Source organism: Actimicrobium antarcticum (genome assembly GCF_039536745.1).
Lineage (GTDB): Bacteria > Pseudomonadota > Gammaproteobacteria > Burkholderiales > Burkholderiaceae_D > Actimicrobium > Actimicrobium antarcticum.
In genome coordinates this window covers 197,541-213,726 of the sequence record NZ_BAAAZE010000014.1, presented here as the reverse complement: position 1 = coordinate 213,726, position 16,186 = coordinate 197,541, and the positions used below count along the sequence as shown (strand labels likewise).

General features: G+C 56.1%; 11 protein-coding genes. 9 read left to right on the top strand and 2 right to left on the bottom strand.

Going from position 1 to position 16,186, the window contains the following annotated elements; genetic code table 11:
- The first annotated feature begins 490 nt into the window (after window positions 1-490).
- The 9 genes from ABD720_RS17725 (at window position 491) to ABD720_RS17685 (ending at window position 14,152) form a co-directional block, all read left to right on the top strand.
- Window positions 491-2,512, top strand: coding sequence for an acetyl/propionyl/methylcrotonyl-CoA carboxylase subunit alpha (locus tag ABD720_RS17725; protein WP_344765367.1), 2,022 nt, complete (start codon window positions 491-493; stop codon window positions 2,510-2,512).
- Window positions 2,513-2,521: 9 nt separating this feature from the next.
- Window positions 2,522-3,451 carry a 2-hydroxyacid dehydrogenase gene (locus ABD720_RS17720; RefSeq protein ID WP_344765365.1) on the top strand — a complete coding sequence of 310 codons (930 nt, stop codon included), beginning with the start codon at window positions 2,522-2,524 and terminating at the stop codon, window positions 3,449-3,451.
- A 1-nt stretch (window position 3,452) separates the two neighbouring features.
- On the top strand, window positions 3,453-4,361 hold the full coding sequence (locus ABD720_RS17715; RefSeq protein WP_344765363.1) for a hydroxymethylglutaryl-CoA lyase: 909 nt from the start codon (window positions 3,453-3,455) through the stop codon (window positions 4,359-4,361).
- A gap of 447 nt (window positions 4,362-4,808) precedes the next feature.
- The gene (locus tag ABD720_RS17710) at window positions 4,809-5,294 is read left to right on the top strand and encodes a hypothetical protein (protein ID WP_344765361.1); all 486 of its coding nucleotides are present in this window, start codon (window positions 4,809-4,811) and stop codon (window positions 5,292-5,294) included.
- 304 nt (window positions 5,295-5,598) lie between these two features.
- Window positions 5,599-9,048, top strand: coding sequence for a hypothetical protein (locus tag ABD720_RS17705; protein ID WP_344765360.1), 3,450 nt, complete (start codon window positions 5,599-5,601; stop codon window positions 9,046-9,048).
- Between the two features lie 265 nt (window positions 9,049-9,313).
- On the top strand, window positions 9,314-10,222 hold the full coding sequence (locus ABD720_RS17700; protein WP_344765359.1) for a hypothetical protein: 909 nt from the start codon (window positions 9,314-9,316) through the stop codon (window positions 10,220-10,222).
- A 183-nt stretch (window positions 10,223-10,405) separates the two neighbouring features.
- The gene (locus ABD720_RS17695) at window positions 10,406-12,238 is read left to right on the top strand and encodes an aminopeptidase P family protein (RefSeq protein ID WP_344765357.1); all 1,833 of its coding nucleotides are present in this window, start codon (window positions 10,406-10,408) and stop codon (window positions 12,236-12,238) included.
- Window positions 12,239-12,268: 30 nt separating this feature from the next.
- Window positions 12,269-13,585, top strand: coding sequence for a cyclic di-GMP phosphodiesterase (locus ABD720_RS17690; protein ID WP_344765355.1), 1,317 nt, complete (start codon window positions 12,269-12,271; stop codon window positions 13,583-13,585).
- A 147-nt stretch (window positions 13,586-13,732) separates the two neighbouring features.
- Window positions 13,733-14,152 carry a PRC-barrel domain-containing protein gene (locus tag ABD720_RS17685; RefSeq protein ID WP_344765353.1) on the top strand — a complete coding sequence of 140 codons (420 nt, stop codon included), beginning with the start codon at window positions 13,733-13,735 and terminating at the stop codon, window positions 14,150-14,152.
- Between the two features lie 84 nt (window positions 14,153-14,236).
- On the opposite strand, the gene ABD720_RS17680 is transcribed toward ABD720_RS17685, so the two are convergent.
- Window positions 14,237-15,004 carry a phytanoyl-CoA dioxygenase family protein gene (locus ABD720_RS17680; RefSeq protein ID WP_344765352.1) on the bottom strand — a complete coding sequence of 256 codons (768 nt, stop codon included), beginning with the start codon at window positions 15,002-15,004 and terminating at the stop codon, window positions 14,237-14,239.
- Window positions 15,005-15,015: 11 nt separating this feature from the next.
- The gene (locus tag ABD720_RS17675) at window positions 15,016-16,167 is read right to left on the bottom strand and encodes an MFS transporter (RefSeq protein ID WP_344765350.1); all 1,152 of its coding nucleotides are present in this window, start codon (window positions 16,165-16,167) and stop codon (window positions 15,016-15,018) included.
- Window positions 16,168-16,186 lie beyond the last annotated feature (19 nt).

Below are 16,186 nucleotides of genomic sequence, written 5' to 3'. Positions count from 1 at the left end.
ACGGTGGTTTGCGACGGTTGGGGTACGACAGCAGCAGTTTTTGGGGTCAGAGTTTTTTTTCGCAGCGGGGTATCGCGAAATTTACTCTGACCCCAAAAACGAACCACGAAGCGCGATGGTCGTGTACTCCGGAATCCGCCAGCGGGGTCAGAGTAATTTTCGCGGAAAGGCATCGCGAAAAAAAACTCTGACCCCGGTGGCTCGTTCGGTGGTTTGCGACGGTCGAAGTACGACAGCAGCAGTTTTTGGGGCAGGGTCGAAGTACGACAGCAGCAGTTTTTGGGGTCAGAGTTTTTTTTCGCAGCGGGGTATCGCGAAAATTACTCTGACCCCAAAAACGAACCACGAAGCGCGATGGTCGTGTACCGAGATGGTTGAAAAGAACGACGAAGCGCAATGGTCGCGCACCGTGACCGCTGCGACCGCCCGATGACACAGGTACAGAAACACACCAGACATTCCAAACAATAACCACAACAAAGAGACCACCATGTTCACCAAAATCCTGATCGCCAACCGTGGCGAAATCGCTTGCCGGGTCGCTGCCAGCGCCCGTCGTCTCGGCATCAAGACCGTGGCGGTCTATTCCGACGCCGACGCCCATGCACGCCACGTCGCGCTATGCGACGAAGCAGTCAGGATCGGTCCGGCAGAGGCGAAGGAAAGCTATCTGCGAGCCGACAAGATCATCGAAGTGGCACTCGCCACCGGCGCGCAGGCAGTCCATCCGGGCTACGGTTTTCTGTCCGAAAACGCCGGCTTCGCCGATGCCTGCGCCGCCGCCGGTCTGGTCTTCATCGGCCCGCCGGCATCAGCAATTCGCGCCATGGGCAGCAAATCCGCGGCCAAGGAATTGATGGACAAGGCCGGCGTGCCACTGGTGCCCGGTTACCACGGCGAGAATCAGGATGCCGACTTCCTGCTCACGCAAGCCGATAAGATCGGTTACCCGGTGCTGCTCAAAGCCAGCGCCGGCGGTGGCGGCAAGGGCATGCGCATCGTCGAGGCCAGTGCCGATTTCAAGGCCGCGCTGGCCTCCTGCAAGCGCGAAGCCATCAACAGTTTTGGCGACGACAAGGTGCTGGTCGAAAAGTACCTGAGCGCGCCACGCCACATCGAAATCCAGGTCTTCGCCGACACTCAGGGCGATTGCGTGTATCTGTTCGAACGCGATTGTTCGGTGCAGAGGCGCCACCAGAAAGTGCTGGAAGAAGCACCGGCCCCCGGCATGACGCTGGCGCGCCGCACCGCCATGGGCGACGCCGCCATCGCTGCGGCCAAGGCGGTCAATTATGTCGGTGCCGGTACCGTCGAATTCATCGCCAATCAGGATGGCTCGTTCTATTTCATGGAGATGAACACCCGCCTGCAGGTCGAACATCCGGTCACCGAAATGATCACCGGCCTCGACCTGGTCGAATGGCAATTGCGCGTCGCGTCCGGCGAAGCACTGCCGCTGCGGCAAGACCAGTTGACCATCAACGGCCACGCACTCGAAGCCCGCATCTATGCCGAAAATCCGGAGAAGGGTTTCCTGCCATCGATCGGCACGCTGCGTCATCTGGGCACACCCGATGCGATCAGTTTCAGCACGCCCACCAACCTGCGCGAACACAGCGTGGTGCGCATCGACAGCGGTGTGCGCGAGGGCGATGCGATCTCGCCGTTTTATGATCCGATGATTGCCAAGCTGATCGTCTGGGGCAAGGACCGCGACGCTGCGCTGCGCCAGATGAGCGAGGCGTTGTCGCAATATCGGATCGTCGGTCTGTCGTCGAACATCGCCTTTCTCAAGCGCCTGGTCGAGAGCGCACCGTTCGCCAACGCCACGCTCGATACCGGCCTGATCGAGCACAACCAGACCGCGCTGTTCCCGGCACCGCAAGCGGCCAGCCTGCCAGTGTTGGCGCTGGCGGCTGCCGCATTGCTGCAGTCCGAACGATCCGGTGCCACCAGTCCGTGGGCCAGCGCCGATGGCTGGCGCATGAACGTGCCACTGCAGCGCACGCTGGAGTTGACGGACGACGCCGGCACCCATGCAGTGCGTACAACCTACTTGCGTGATGGCTTTCAACTCGATGTGGGAGACGCCAGCGCGCTCATGACAATCACCAGCCATGTCGGCGACGCGATCACGCTGCAACTGGGCGAACGCACCGTGCGCGGCACGGTGGTGCGCGATGGCGAGCAGTTCCATGTCTATCAGCAAGGCAGCCATGCCGCTCTGACCTGGACCGACCCGCTGGCGCATTCCGGCGAAACCGAAGCCGAAGGTGGCCGCCTGACCGCACCGATGCCGGGCAAGATCGTCGCCGTGCTGGTGGCGGCTGGCGATGTGGTTGAAAAAGGCGCGCCGATGCTGATCATGGAAGCCATGAAAATGGAACACACCATCACCGCCCCGGCCGCTGGCGTGGTCGAACAAGTGCTGTATGCCGTGGGCGACCAGGTCACCGAAGGATCGCCACTGCTGTCGTTCAATACCGCAGTCGCCACCCTCGCCACCCACTAGGAGCCTTCCATGCAGATCCTGTTTTATGCCGACGGCGGCGCTGCCGACCAGTGGCTCGCCGAATTGCACAAGGCCTTGCCGCTGGCAGACGTGCGTGTCTGGTCCGAGGGCGACAGCGCGCCGGCCGATTATGCGGTGGTCTGGAAACCGCCGGCCGCGATGCTGCAGGGCCGCACCGGGCTGAAGGCGATTTTCAACCTCGGCGCGGGTGTCGACGCCATCCTGCAACTGGGCGATGCGCTGCCGGCCGGCGTCCCCGTGATCCGGCTTGATGACGCCGGCATGGCGATACAGATGGCCGAATACGTCACGCATGCGGTGCTGCGCTATTTCCGCCGCTTCGACGAATTCAATGCGCAGGCGCGCGACCATCAATGGCGCTTTCTGAAGCCGCGTCGCAAGGAAGATTTTTCGGTCGGCATACTGGGCATGGGCGTGCTGGGTGCGCGCATCGCCGACGCGCTGGCGCACTTCGATTTTCCGCTGCGCAGCTGGAGCCGCAGCCGCAAGGAAATCCCCGGCGTGCATTCGCACGCGGGTGCCGAGGAACTCGATGACTTCCTGGCGCAATCGCAGGTGCTGGTGTGCGTGCTGCCGCTGACCGCCGAGACCACCGGCCTGCTCGACCGCGCCACGCTGGCGCTGCTGCCGAAGGGTGCCTACCTGATCAACGTTGCCCGCGGCGCGCATGTGGTCGAACGCGATCTGCTGGACTTGCTGGAAGACGGCCATCTGGCCGGTGCCACGCTGGACGTGTTCCGCGACGAGCCGCTGGCCTCCGACCATCCGTTCTGGAACGAGCCGCGCATCACCATCACCCCGCACATCGCGGCACTGACCTTGCGCGGCGACAGCGTGCGCCAGATTGCCGCCAAACTCAAACAGATGGAGCGCGGCCAGCCGATTGCCGGCCTGGTCGACCGCACGAAAGGATATTGAAATGAGCCTGCCCACCCACGTCAAAATCGTCGAAGTCGGCCCCCGTGACGGCCTGCAAAACGAACAGCAGACCATCCCCGCTGCCATCAAGATCGCGCTGGTCGACATGCTGACCGGTGCCGGCTTCAGCAACATCGAAGCGGCCTCGTTTGTCTCGCCGAAATGGGTGCCGCAAATGGCCACCTCGACCGAGGTGATGGCGCAGATCGCGCGCCGCGACGGCGTACTCTATTCGGCGCTGACACCGAACATGCAGGGCTTCGAGGCGGCGCTGCTGGCGCGCGCTGATGAAGTCGTGATCTTTGGTTCGGCCTCGGAAGCGTTTTCGCAAAAGAACATCAATTGCTCGATCGCCGAATCGCTCGAACGCTTCCGTCCGGTCGCGGCTGCCGCAAAACTGAACGGCCTGCGCCTGCGCGGCAGCATCAGCTGTACGCTCGGTTGTCCGTATCAGGGCGAGGTCGCGCTGGACAGCGTGGCCGATGTGGTCAGCCGGATGCGTGAACTGGGCTGCGATGAAATCGACATCGCCGACACCATCGGCGTGGGCACGCCACACCGCGTGCAGGCTGTCATGCAGCGCGCCGCGCAAGAGTTTCCGCTGGCGCAGCTGTCGGGACATTTTCATGACACCTATGGACAGGCACTGGCGAATATCTATGCCAGTCTGGAAGTCGGCATTGCGATTTTCCATGCGTCGGTGGCTGGCCTTGGCGGGTGTCCATATGCAAAAGGAGCGACCGGCAATATCGCTACCGAAGATGTGCTGTATCTGATGCAGGGGTTGGGTATTACTACCGGGATTGATCTGCATGCGGTGGTCGATGCGGGGCAGTTTATTTCGCAGCATCTGGGGCGCAAGGCGGTGAGTCGGGCGGGGAATGCGATTGCGGCGGCGCGGGCTGGATAGCATTTGATGGACGCTGCGTGCCGCTCCGAGTGCAGTACGGATCGCGGCACAACATATAAGCATTAGTACCTTGCAACACGGCTGCGCAACGGGTGGGCATGCGGTGTTCAGCGCGTCGTTGTGGTTCTGAAAAAATCTCCGGCTCGACGGAACCGTTCTTTTAGTTTGGTCACTCAAAAGTATTAATCACTATCCCCTGTGAGTCGCCATCCTGTCGTGGCCTCGCGCAAACACGTCATGTCAAATGGTCTCAGCAAGCTGATTGGTCGTTTCCTGCCCGGGCTGTCAGCCTCCCCTGCGGAATCGACACCCCCATCATCACCATCCTCGGACCTTGCGGCGCCACCGACCACATCCGCTGCGGCAACGGCATCGCGTTCGGCGCCCGGCCGTATGGAACAGCAAGTCCGCAGCACCCTTATCTCACCGCTACACAGCGTTGCATTCATGAAATTCGCTGGCGCCACCCGAACACACCCTGCGGAACTGGCGGCGGTCAAGCTTGCCGAGGATGCAAACGAAGTTGTCCGCGCGGCGATACACGATACCAATACCCTACTGCAACAACACAAGGCACTCTCTCGTCCAACCCGACGACTCAGTCCGAAAACCGGGCCCCTGCATGCCCTGCTACCAGGCGAGATCCTTGCCAGCCTGAAATTCGAGCAGGATTGCCTGGGTGCGCTGGCGCATGCACTCGATAGCCTTCAACGCCTTGATCAGAAAAAGCTGGCTGCTGCCAAGGCGGTTGTTACGCAATCGGGTGCGCAGGAAGCCAAATTACTACCGTTGCTGGATCAACGCATGGCGCGGTCTGGCGTTTTTCAGGCGGCGCGTAGCAAGGACTCGGAACTAGTTGCGCAGATGATGGAGCGGCGGACTAGTTGGGTGATGCAGCAGCTTGGACGGGTGGGGAAGGTGGATACGGAGTAAGGGTTCTGTTGATGCGGTGAGTCCCCGTATTGATGCGTTATTCGCTTTCCGCACTGAGTACATTCGTCGTTTGCATCGCGAAATAACGGACTATTTCTCTTGATCTGTCTCCCGTCGCAGAAGACATCCGATTGCACCTCCTGGTTTCGGTGCCCCAGGTGATAGTTTGCGGGCACATATTTCCTTACCAATAACATCCGTTCAGATTGTCTTTTTGGCATGGAACTGACGCGGCAATCACGCCACTTAAGTTCATCGCCATCACAGTGCAGTCGACACTTAGGGTACACAACTTGGAGTAGTTATGCCTCAGATTTCAAAATCATCCAGTAACCTATCAAGCCTTTCCGATAATCATACTTTGACTCAACGAGAAAAAAATCAGCAGATTATTTCTAATGATCGAAACTCTTCAGCGAGCATTGATTCGAAAACAGAAAGAAATATTTTTGGCAGCGCTACTCAAGTTTTCAGAAAAGCACGATCAAGATTTAATCTATTTTTGAATTCCAATTCAAAAATGCCAGGCGACAACAGTCAAACTAGTTCTGACTCAAAAAGAGCTAATTTGACATCAAAACCGTTACAAAAAGGAAAAAAAAATCTCCCTCTTGGTCAGGCAGTAGCCGAAGGGACGCCGGATTCGCGCTCAGTGAGTTTTACACTGTTAAGCAATGAAGGGATTGATAAAAAAATTGCTTACCTAAAGGTAGCTTTATCAAGTGAAACTAATTTCAGCGAAATCGTAAAAGATGAAACATTCGAAAAAATCTGGGCAAAGTGTCCGTCTAATCTTGAAGCCGACTCTAAAGTACTTCCAAATGAGCTCGAATTATCAATTTGTGCGCGTATTCTTGATGCTTTGATAGACCATGACAAGAAAGATACTGTCAATACAGTGAGGCATCATTTAGATGAAAAAGATGTTTATGGCTTGGTAGAACATTCAATCATGAATTGCCGTGAGAAGATCAATAGTTTGCCTGCAGACGAAAAAAAAATTGAGGAAGAAAAATTTTACAAAATTGATTATGTTGAGTTGGTTCGCAATGCAGCGAATATTGATGGTGATAAACGTTTCATCGATGGTAAATATGCGGCGATAGAGATGAAATTTTTGCAGAGCCCGGCAAGTTCGGAAACCCCCCCGGCCAATCGCGCTGAAAACAAGGAAAATGCTGAAATTAATGAACTACTTAAACTAAAAAAAGAAATTCCATGGCGGCAAAAATTAATATACAAGGATGCGTCACAGAAATTTAATCAGTACCTAAAACAACTGATAGCAGAAGTTAGGGTTGATCCGACTATTTTAAAAAAGGTTAATAGCGAAAATTTTCAAGCTTATGTTGATTTTAGAGGTAATTTCAAAAGCAAACGTAAAGCGGAGTATCGTAAGCACTCTGAGGATCGGTTTGCTTGGATTGTTGGGGAATTCTCCAAAGCGGAGCTTGTAAAAACAGGTGCAGACACAGGGACTGCCGTGCCCGCAGTCCCTGCAACTGTTGGTTCCGATGCCAGTGTTGATGACGCTACCGAAGCTGCAGCAGCTGCCAAATCCTTAGTCGCAACCGCATTTGCTAACGTAGTGGCTGGATCACTTTCGGTAGTAGCTTCAGTACAGGCTTTAGCACAACCTGAAGGCCCTACTGCAGTAGGCCCTAAATCGCCATCTGCAGCGCAGTCTGCCATGCCACCTGCAGCGCCAGAATCATCTTCGCTATCCAACATTGGTTCTGAATCGCGAACAGGTATATTCCGAAATAATCAATCGCAGCGGCCATCTCCTGTAACAGGCAGCGGTGTCGAGCATGATCGCTCCCAGCAATTTGAACAGAGCGACAAAGATGATATTGAATCTGTAGAAAGTTACAGCAGTGAAAATACCGATTTAGGCCTTAATGAATCTCCGAATTCGCAAAGATTCTCACATGAATGGGATCTCGACGACGTAAATGCAGCAGTGCAGGAACCGGGTGTCGAATCTCCCGTTTCGGATGTAGGAAATTGCCAAGACTTTCAAGCTGATGAATCAACAGTAAATCAAGCCGGCACATCACGCCTGCCGCTGGAATCGTCGAAATTAAAATTAATCCATGAAACTATAGCGGATATCTATGAAACGTTATGGAATTACAGTCAACTCACCCAAAATCTTTTATTGGATTTGAAGAATGGTCCGCGTGAGCCAATCCATCTTGAATTTGAAAAAGCATTGATCCGCGATCAAATGGATGTGAAAAATAACGAAACGACTTTAAAGAATCGTGCATCACCGACGTCGGATAGCGATCTATCCAATCGCTTAACTGCTTTATATAACAATAAGTCGGCTGTGCAACAAGCTCAGATGCGCGCCGAAATAATTGCACAAGCCCTGAATGTGCAGCCCGCTGTCGGTGAGCCTTCATCGACAACTACACTTACAAAAATCGCCGAATCCCCGACGCTAACCAGCCAAGCGACTCTTGATGATTCTCCTAGGGGAAGTCAGGATTCGCCAGTATCGAAAAAATCAGCATTGCCATCAAATATAGATGATGGAGAGAAAAATCCTGAAAATCAACGAGATTCAACTAATCAGTCAAAAATCACAAAATATTTTTCAGTTACTGACAAACCGGATACTAGTATTAGCAGAAAATACTCACTTGAAAGTCAAACTTCCGTACTAAGAGATGATTCTCTTTTTATGGACAACGTACAAATGCAAACCGGTACACCGTCGCCTCAAGCTGATGATGCGGGGCCGGTGTTACCTGAGTTAATAGACTCATCACCATCACAAGGGAGACATATACCGGAAAAAGTCGTATTGCCTCCAGATTCATCGCTGGAGTCATTAATTAAAGAAAGTGAGACTATAGGTAATATGTTGGACGAATGTATGGTTCATATCAAAAATCTTAGGTTAAGTTTGCCTGATGATTTGAGTAGCCAACTCGATCAAAATAAACAAAATCAGATAAAAACTTTGGACGCGCTGATCAACAAGCTGACAGATGATAAAACAATAGCGGATTCGTTCCAGAGTTTGACTCAAAAAATGTCTGATAGTGCGGTATTGGAGGGCCAAGGCCGTTTGCTCTTGCTCAAGAACACGGTGATCCTGGCAAATATTCAGGCCGAGATGATCGTATTTGATATGAATAAGAAGGCGCTAACCGTCCTGCCTTCGGCGCAAGCGCTATCGATGCCACAAATCCCGCGCAATTTCTCTAAATTGCTTGAAAGCGGTAGCCCTCTCCACGGAGATGTAGCAGTAACAACTTTAAACGAATTGAATCAGTCTTTAAGAAACGTAAGAACAACGCAAGATGCGCTTGAGGCAGCTTTGGAAGCCCAAAAAATGAGCGAAATGGCACTGAATGCTGAAAAAGAAATAGTTGAAAATATTATCGGTAGTAATTATTTGAATGACAAAAGTGCCGAGGTAAAAGTTGAAGAAAATCAGCTTATTGGTGAGATAAATTTATCTACTGATAAGGTAAATGAAAATTTTAATATACTCACAAGTTTGCCGGAAAAATTTTTAGAGCTGGATCCTGAGTATGCCGCTGAAATCGAAAGGTTTGAAAGTGAAAGCCGCATTCATAAATCTGTTCAGTTGAATAATTATTCGGTTCAAGATTTGAAAAGACTTCGTCAGAAAATGATAGCTGATGAAGCGAGATTGAAACAGGTAGTGAACAAAGAGGTGTTGTTCCCAACGAGTGCTGCCGATTATATGAAGGCTAAGTCAGATAGAAAATAGAGCTTATTCAAAAGTGCATCGTCGTTCAAGTGAGTAGAAATACCTTCTTTTTTTGCAGTAATATAATTAAAACGCTCCATGTATCTTATGTGTGAATTAATTTTTGAAGATAGTCGTTGAAAGCGTTTCAGTGCAGTTTCAAGCGCCTGTGGTGAAGTTATAATCTGAAATAAAAAATGTGATAAATAATTCTAAGATAGTAAAGTAGAATTTTCTGAGTTGAATTACATCAAATTGGCCGCTCTGCGGTATCGAGGAGAGATTGATGGTGGGGAAAGCAAATCCGGCGTCTTCAGGACCAGGTGCAAATTCTGTTGTCAAATCGATAGAAAATGAGGAGCCTTCTTCCGGCTTAATTATGCCTCCATCTCAGAGTAAAGGGATACAGAATCTGCCTATGTATATCCAGGCGAACCGCAAAGGAAAGTCAGCGAATGATTTAAAACGAGTAATCGAAAAATGGCTCGATGAAAGCTCGGGGGAAGCGGACGCAAAAACGGTAGACGCTGAACTGATCGATCCAGTTTTGATGAAATTTGTGAGTAATAATTATTCGATTAAAAGCGATAAGGAATGGACTCCAAGGTCGGATGAAGAGCTCATTCCAATTGAAGGAAGAGCGCAATTATTTTCGAGGGATGAACCACTTTACTCCGTGGGCGATCAAAAACGCTTTTTAAAACGCGAATTCGCAATCGCTGCGGCACTTGAAGGTATGGACGAACTTTCAGTCATCAATTTTGTTAAAGAGTTCATGGATCCGCAAGACGTTGAGTCATCTGGTAATGGAGAGTCATCTGGCGAACGAGGGTCAGATACAGCCGTAATTGAAATTAATAATTCAGTTAAAAACGCAATTAGAAAAAGGGATCCAGTTATGTTATCGCAAATGCTAGAAGACTTCGAAACGCAGATTACAGAAATCAATGATGTTGTTGGGAAATTAAAAGTTCTGATTGACGAAACACCAGAATTTGAAAATGCGTCGGAGGAACCGAACAACGAGTCTTCCGATAGCGAAGCTGCATCAAAAGCAAAATTCAAAGATGGGATACGGACCCTTGTCGCACAGCGTGACGCTCTTGTGCAAGGAGCCAAAGAGGTCAAAGAGTTTCTTAGAAAAAACCAGGTTACCGATACGGCCACGACGCCGGGCATAAACCCCGGTCAGTAATGCTAACTCCACTCTGTTCATTTTTACCTGCCAGCGCAGCGATCAACACGCCAACATGCAAGCCAAGTCGGTGCGCCACCCGCACCGATCGCACCCGCTAACCACACCCCCCGCGCTTGACGATAGGCAATCCCGACGCGCCCTCTGTATGATGGTTCATTGTCCATTCACAGACTTCGCCTCATGGAAACCTTGCACGCCTCCCGCTCTGTCATCCATCAACGCATCAACGCATTGCGCGCTGCTATGCAGCATCATCAACTGGACGCCTGTCTGGTGCCATCCTCCGACCCCCATTTATCCGAATACCTGCCCGAACGCTGGAAGGGCCGCGAATGGCTGTCCGGTTTCACGGGCTCGGTCGGTACGCTGATCGTGACCGCCGATTTCGCCGGTCTGTGGGCCGATAGCCGTTACTGGTCGCAAGCCGAAGCCGAGCTGGCCGGTACCGGTATCGGCCTGATGAAAATCCCCGCCGGCAACAGCCTGCAGCACATCGACTGGCTGGCGCAGCACATGACTGCGGGTCAGGTGGTAGCCGCCGATGCGGCTGTGCTGGGATTGGCGGGAGCGCGGATGCTGGAGCAAGCGTTGCAGGCGCGCGGTGTGGTGCTGCGCACCGACCTCGATTTGCTGGATCAGGTCTGGCCCGAGCGGCCGTCGTTGCCACTGCCGCCGGTCTACGAACACCTGCCGCCGCACGCCACCAAGACCCGCGCGACCAAGCTGACTGAGCTGCGGGCAGCGATGCACGCCGCTGGCGCTGGCTGGCATGTGCTGTCGACGCTGGACGATATCGGTTACCTGTTCAATCTGCGCGGCGCCGATGTCAACTACAACCCGATCTTTGTCGCACATGCGCTGGTCGGCCTGCACCACGCCACGCTGTTCGTGGCAGCAGGCAAGGTGCCGCTGGAGGTGACGACGGCGCTGGCAGCCGATGGCGTGCATGTGGCGCCGTATGCGAATGCCGCCAATGCACTGGCGGCGTTGCCAGCTGACGCGGTGCTGTTGCTGGACCCGCGCCGCATCACGCTCGGCTTGCGCCAGGCAGTGCCCGCCGGTATCCGGGTGGTCGAAGCGATCAACCCGACTACCTTCGCCAAGTCGCGCAAGAGCGACGCCGAAGCGGCCCATGTGCGTGCGGCGATGGAGCAGGATGGCGCAGCGCTGTGCGAATTTTTTGCCTGGCTGGATGCCGCGCTGGCGTCCGGGTCCGAGGTGGTGACCGAACTCACGATCGATGAAAACATCACCGCTGCGCGAGCCCGCCGGCCCGGCTTCGTGTGCCCCAGCTTTGGCACGATAGCCGGCTTCAATGCCAATGGCGCGATGCCGCACTACCACGCCACGCCGGCAGCTCATGCCACCATCGCCGGCGACGGCTTGCTGCTGATCGACTCCGGTGGCCAGTACCTCGGCGGCACCACCGATATCACCCGCATCGTGCCGATAGGCCAGCCGTCAGCGGCGCAGCGGCGCGATGTCACGCTGGTGCTCAAGGGCGTGATTGCACTGAGCAGTACCCAGTTCCCGCGGGGCACGCGTTCGCCGATGCTGGATGCGATTGCACGTGCGCCGATCTGGTCGGCCGGCATCGATTACGGTCACGGTACGGGCCATGGCGTGGGTTACTTCATGAATGTGCACGAAGGCCCGCAGGTCATCGCTGCCTCGGCCATGCCGGAGCCGCACACCGCGATGGAGCCGGGCATGATCACCTCGATCGAGCCGGGGATTTACCGGCCGGGCAAGTGGGGCGTGCGGGTGGAAAACCTGGTCCTCAATGTGCCGGCGATGATCACCGAGTTCGGCGAGTACCTGCGCTTCGAGACGCTGACGCTGTGCCCGATCGACAGCCGTTGCCTCGACCTCGCTTTGCTGCGCAGCGATGAACTGGCCTGGCTCAATGCCTACCACGCCACCGTGCGCGAACGCTTGCTGCCGCATGTGAGCGGTGCGGCGCAGGCCTGGCTGGAACAGCGTACCGAGGTACTGCAGGCCGCTCCGGTTTGACCGGCAATTCAGCCACTTAGTCAGGAACCCATGAACGACGAACAGGACACCGGCAAGGACACCAGCCAGGCGGCAACCAGCTACATCGGCGCCGACCGCCTGTGCGTCGGCCTGTACGTGTGCCTGGACATGAACTGGCTGGAGCATGATTTTCCGCTGAGTAATTTCAAGATCAAAAACGCCGCTCAGATCAAGGCGATCCAGAAGCTGGGCCTGAAAAAAATCCGCATCGATCCGGCAAAATCCGACGTCGCGCCGTTGCCGGGCAAGGTAGTCGCACCAGTCGTGGCCACACCGGCGCCGCCGGCGCCCACGCCGGAAGAAGTGCAACAGGCCGCAGAGCGGCAAGCCCGCCGCGAACGCATCCGCCAGCAGCGGGCCGAAACGGCGGAATGCGAAGCCCGGTTCCTGGAGGCCGCAGGTACGCTCAAGGAGATCGGCAACAACCTGTTTTCGCGGCCGCAGGAAGCACGCGCCGGGGCCGAAAAACTGGTCAGCCAGATGCTCGACTCGATCCTCTCGCACAAGGATATTGCGATCCACCTGATGAACGACAAAACCATCGGCGAAGACCTGTATTTCCATTCGCTGAATGTGTCGGTGCTGGCCATGCTGCTGGCCAGGGAAGTTGGCATGCAAGCCAGCGATATCCGCCAGCTCGGCATCGGCTGCGTGTTCCATGATATCGGCAAGAGCGAGATCCCCGATCGCATCCTGCACAAGACCGAGCCCTACAACCGCGCCGAGCGCAATTTGCTGGAACAGCACTGCGCCTATGGCGAAGTGATTGCGGCCAAGCTGGGCTTGTCTGCACAGGCCATGGACATCGTCAGACAGCATCATGAACACGTCGACGGCAGCGGCTATCCGGCCCATCTGAAAGGCAACCAGATTTCGCCACTGGCGCGGCTGGTGGCCATCGTCAATGATTACGATAACCTGTGCAACCAGCACAATCCGGCCGAGTCGCTTAGCCCGCATGAAGCCCTGTCGCAGATGTTTACGCAGCAGCGCGGTCAGTTCGATATTGCGCCATTGAACCTGTTTATCCGCTGCATGGGCATCTATCCGCCCGGCACCGTGGTGCGGTTATCGGATGACACGCTGGGCATGGTGGTGTCGGTCAATTCGGCCAAGCCGTTGCGGCCCTGGGTGCTGATTTATGACCCCGCCGTGCCGAAGGATGAAGCCACCATCCTCGACCTGCAACACGAGCCTGCACTGAATGTGGTGGCCAGCCTGAAACCGGCGCAGTTGTCGAAAGAGGTGCATGCCTACCTCAGTCCGCGCAAGCGGATGACGTATTACTTCGATGCCCACAAGAAGCTGCCGCAACCTTCTCGCTGATCTGATCGCGCGGGACTGCATTGGCCATTTCCGGGCAGGAATGGGTGCGCTCTTGTGTGTGCGCTTGTGTGTGCGCTTGTGTGTGGTATCTAACAGACCAGGCCCTCCGGGCAGCTTATCGTTGGCCCTCTTCTGGAGGAAAACACCATGAGCTACACAGATCGCGACACATTAGGCATGTATGACAACAGCGCCGGCAAAGGCCCCGGTCCCGAATTAATGGGCGCCGATACGCTGCTGGGCGAAGACGTTTATAACCGTCAGGATGAACAACTCGGCGACATCAAGGAAATCATGCTCGACATGCGCAGCGGTAACGTTGCCTATGCCGTGCTGTCATTCGGTGGTTTTCTGGGCATGGGCGAAAAACTCTTTGCGGTGCCATGGAAAGCCCTCACGCTCGACACGGTGAACAAGCGCTTTATCCTGGATGCCACCAAGGAAAAGCTGGAAAACGCACCCGGTTTCGACAACGATGAATGGCCCGACATGGCCGATCCAGGCTGGATCAATCAGATTGAAACGTACTACGGCGCGCCATCGACGGACGCCAGTCTGCGTAGCTGATCACTCGGCGCTGCACCACTTCCCTGCCCGCATCTAACGATGTGGATTTCAGCCTCCGGCGTCATGCCGGAGGTTTTTTTTCGTTTAATTTTGTTCCAGCGCGACTTCCCCGGAAGCCGCCGAGCGCGAGCCCGGCACCGGCAGATTGTCCTGTCCGTGATACGCAAACACCACCGACCATTTCTGTTCGCCCGACAGGTTGGCACCCGCCGCATGAAACAGCCCGCTATGAAACAGCAGCACATCGCCTGCCGCCAGCGTGAGCGAGATGCCTTGTGCCATCAGAGCCTGATTGCCCGGCAGGTCAGGGCGCAGGAAGTCGAGGTCGTCGAGTTGCTGCGGCGTGATGTGCCAGCGGTGCGAACCGGGGATGACCTGCAAGCCGCCATTGCCGGGGTATTCCGGTCCGAGTGCCAGCCAGGCCGTGATCAGATTGGCGTCGGCAAACGACCAGTAGCGGATATCCCGATGCCAGCCGGTGGCGGTGCCGAACTCGGGATGCTTGGTCATCACGCAATTGTGATGCGCCAGATTCAGCACGACCGGTTGTCCGAACAACTGCTGCAGCGTGGCCACGAGTGCCGGTTCGGCCGCCCATTCCCGCAAGCGCGGATGCCGGTTCCAGGCGCCGCGCAGGCGCCGCACCGTGCGACCGCCCGGGGCATCCGGCGAGGCCGGGGCGCCGGCGTAACCGACGTCGGTTTCGTATTCCAGCGGCGCGTCTGCCGCCTGCAATTGCTGCGCGACGACCTCGCGCAGTTGCGCGCATTGCGCCAGCGGCACACGCTGTCGCAGCAGCAGGTAACCGTCCTGCCCGAACTGGGCAAGTTGTGTTGAACTCAGCATCATCATCCCCGAAAAAATCAATCCAGCAGCCGCGCCTTGCCGGCCGCCAGCATCACCATCAACGTCAGTACCCCGATGAACCCCAGCGCTACCTGCAGGCCCATGCCATGCGCCAGAAAACCGATCACCGGCGGCCCGATCAGCCCGCCGCTATAGCCCATCGTCGCGACCCCGGCCAGTGCGTTCGGACCTTCCTTGCCGGCGGCGCTGAAGATGAACGGGAACACCGCTGCCACGCCGACCCCGAGCAACGCAAAGCCGGCAAAGGCCAACGCCAGTTGCGGTGCCGCGATCACCAGCACCACGCCGGCGGTGGCGATTGCCGCGCCGACGACCAGGATCGGACGCGCACCGAAGCGGTCCTTGAGCGGATCGCCCACCAGTCGCGCCAGCAGCATCACTCCCGAAAATACCGCAAAGCCCAGCGGTGCCACGCCCGCTGCAGCACCGAGGTGATCGGTCAGATAGATGCCGCTCCAGTCACCGATCGAGCCTTCGATCATGGCACCGCAAAAAGCGATCAGGCCGAGCGTCACCAGCGCGCCATGCGGCAGCATAAAATGTTTGCGCTCCTGATCCGGATCGATCCGGTCGGCCGGCAGGGCGCGGTAACTCAGCCACAGCGGCAACGCGAACGCGCCACAAAGCACACTGAAATGCAGCAACGGCGTGACCTGCAAACCGGCCATCGCGCTGCCCAGCAGCGCACCGCCAAACGTACCCAGGCAAAACCAGGCATGCAGCAGCGACATGATCGAGCGTCCGGCGGCCCGTTCGACTTCGGCGCCGATGGCATTGATGGCGACATCGAAGCAGCTCGCACCCGCGCCCATGCCGAACATCGCCAGCATCAGCCAGCCCTGGCGGGGTGCCAGCGCCAGACACGGCACCAGCGCCAGCGCCAGCATGCCGGACCACAGCGCCGCACGCCGGGCGCCATGCCGCGACACCAGCCACGACGCCAGCGGAAACGACAGCACCGCACCGATGCCACTGCACAGCAAGACCAGTCCGACCTCGGCTGCATTGAGCTGCAATGCATCGCGCAGGGCAGGAATACGCGCCGCCCAGGTGGCGAACAGTGAACCCAGCAGGATGAACAGGATCGGCAGCGCAACTTGCTCGCTGAGCAGGGTGCGTGCTGGTGCGGGTACGGCGGTGGATTGCATGAAGGAAAAGAGGGGTGCT

What these genes read in the sequence shown, in the direction of transcription:
- ABD720_RS17720 (WP_344765365.1), top strand. Translation starts at nt 2,522, where the DNA reads ATGCAGATCCTGTTTTATGCCGACGGCGGCGCTGCCGACCAGTGGCTC.
- ABD720_RS17685 (WP_344765353.1), top strand. Translation starts at nt 13,733, where the DNA reads ATGAGCTACACAGATCGCGACACATTAGGCATGTATGACAACAGCGCC.
- ABD720_RS17725 (WP_344765367.1), top strand. Translation starts at nt 491, where the DNA reads ATGTTCACCAAAATCCTGATCGCCAACCGTGGCGAAATCGCTTGCCGG.
- ABD720_RS17710 (WP_344765361.1), top strand. Translation starts at nt 4,809, where the DNA reads ATGAAATTCGCTGGCGCCACCCGAACACACCCTGCGGAACTGGCGGCG.
- ABD720_RS17680 (WP_344765352.1), bottom strand. Translation starts at nt 15,004, where the DNA reads ATGATGATGCTGAGTTCAACACAACTTGCCCAGTTCGGGCAGGACGGT.
- ABD720_RS17700 (WP_344765359.1), top strand. Translation starts at nt 9,314, where the DNA reads ATGGTGGGGAAAGCAAATCCGGCGTCTTCAGGACCAGGTGCAAATTCT.
- ABD720_RS17715 (WP_344765363.1), top strand. Translation starts at nt 3,453, where the DNA reads ATGAGCCTGCCCACCCACGTCAAAATCGTCGAAGTCGGCCCCCGTGAC.
- ABD720_RS17705 (WP_344765360.1), top strand. Translation starts at nt 5,599, where the DNA reads ATGCCTCAGATTTCAAAATCATCCAGTAACCTATCAAGCCTTTCCGAT.
- ABD720_RS17675 (WP_344765350.1), bottom strand. Translation starts at nt 16,167, where the DNA reads ATGCAATCCACCGCCGTACCCGCACCAGCACGCACCCTGCTCAGCGAG.
- ABD720_RS17690 (WP_344765355.1), top strand. Translation starts at nt 12,269, where the DNA reads ATGAACGACGAACAGGACACCGGCAAGGACACCAGCCAGGCGGCAACC.
- ABD720_RS17695 (WP_344765357.1), top strand. Translation starts at nt 10,406, where the DNA reads ATGGAAACCTTGCACGCCTCCCGCTCTGTCATCCATCAACGCATCAAC.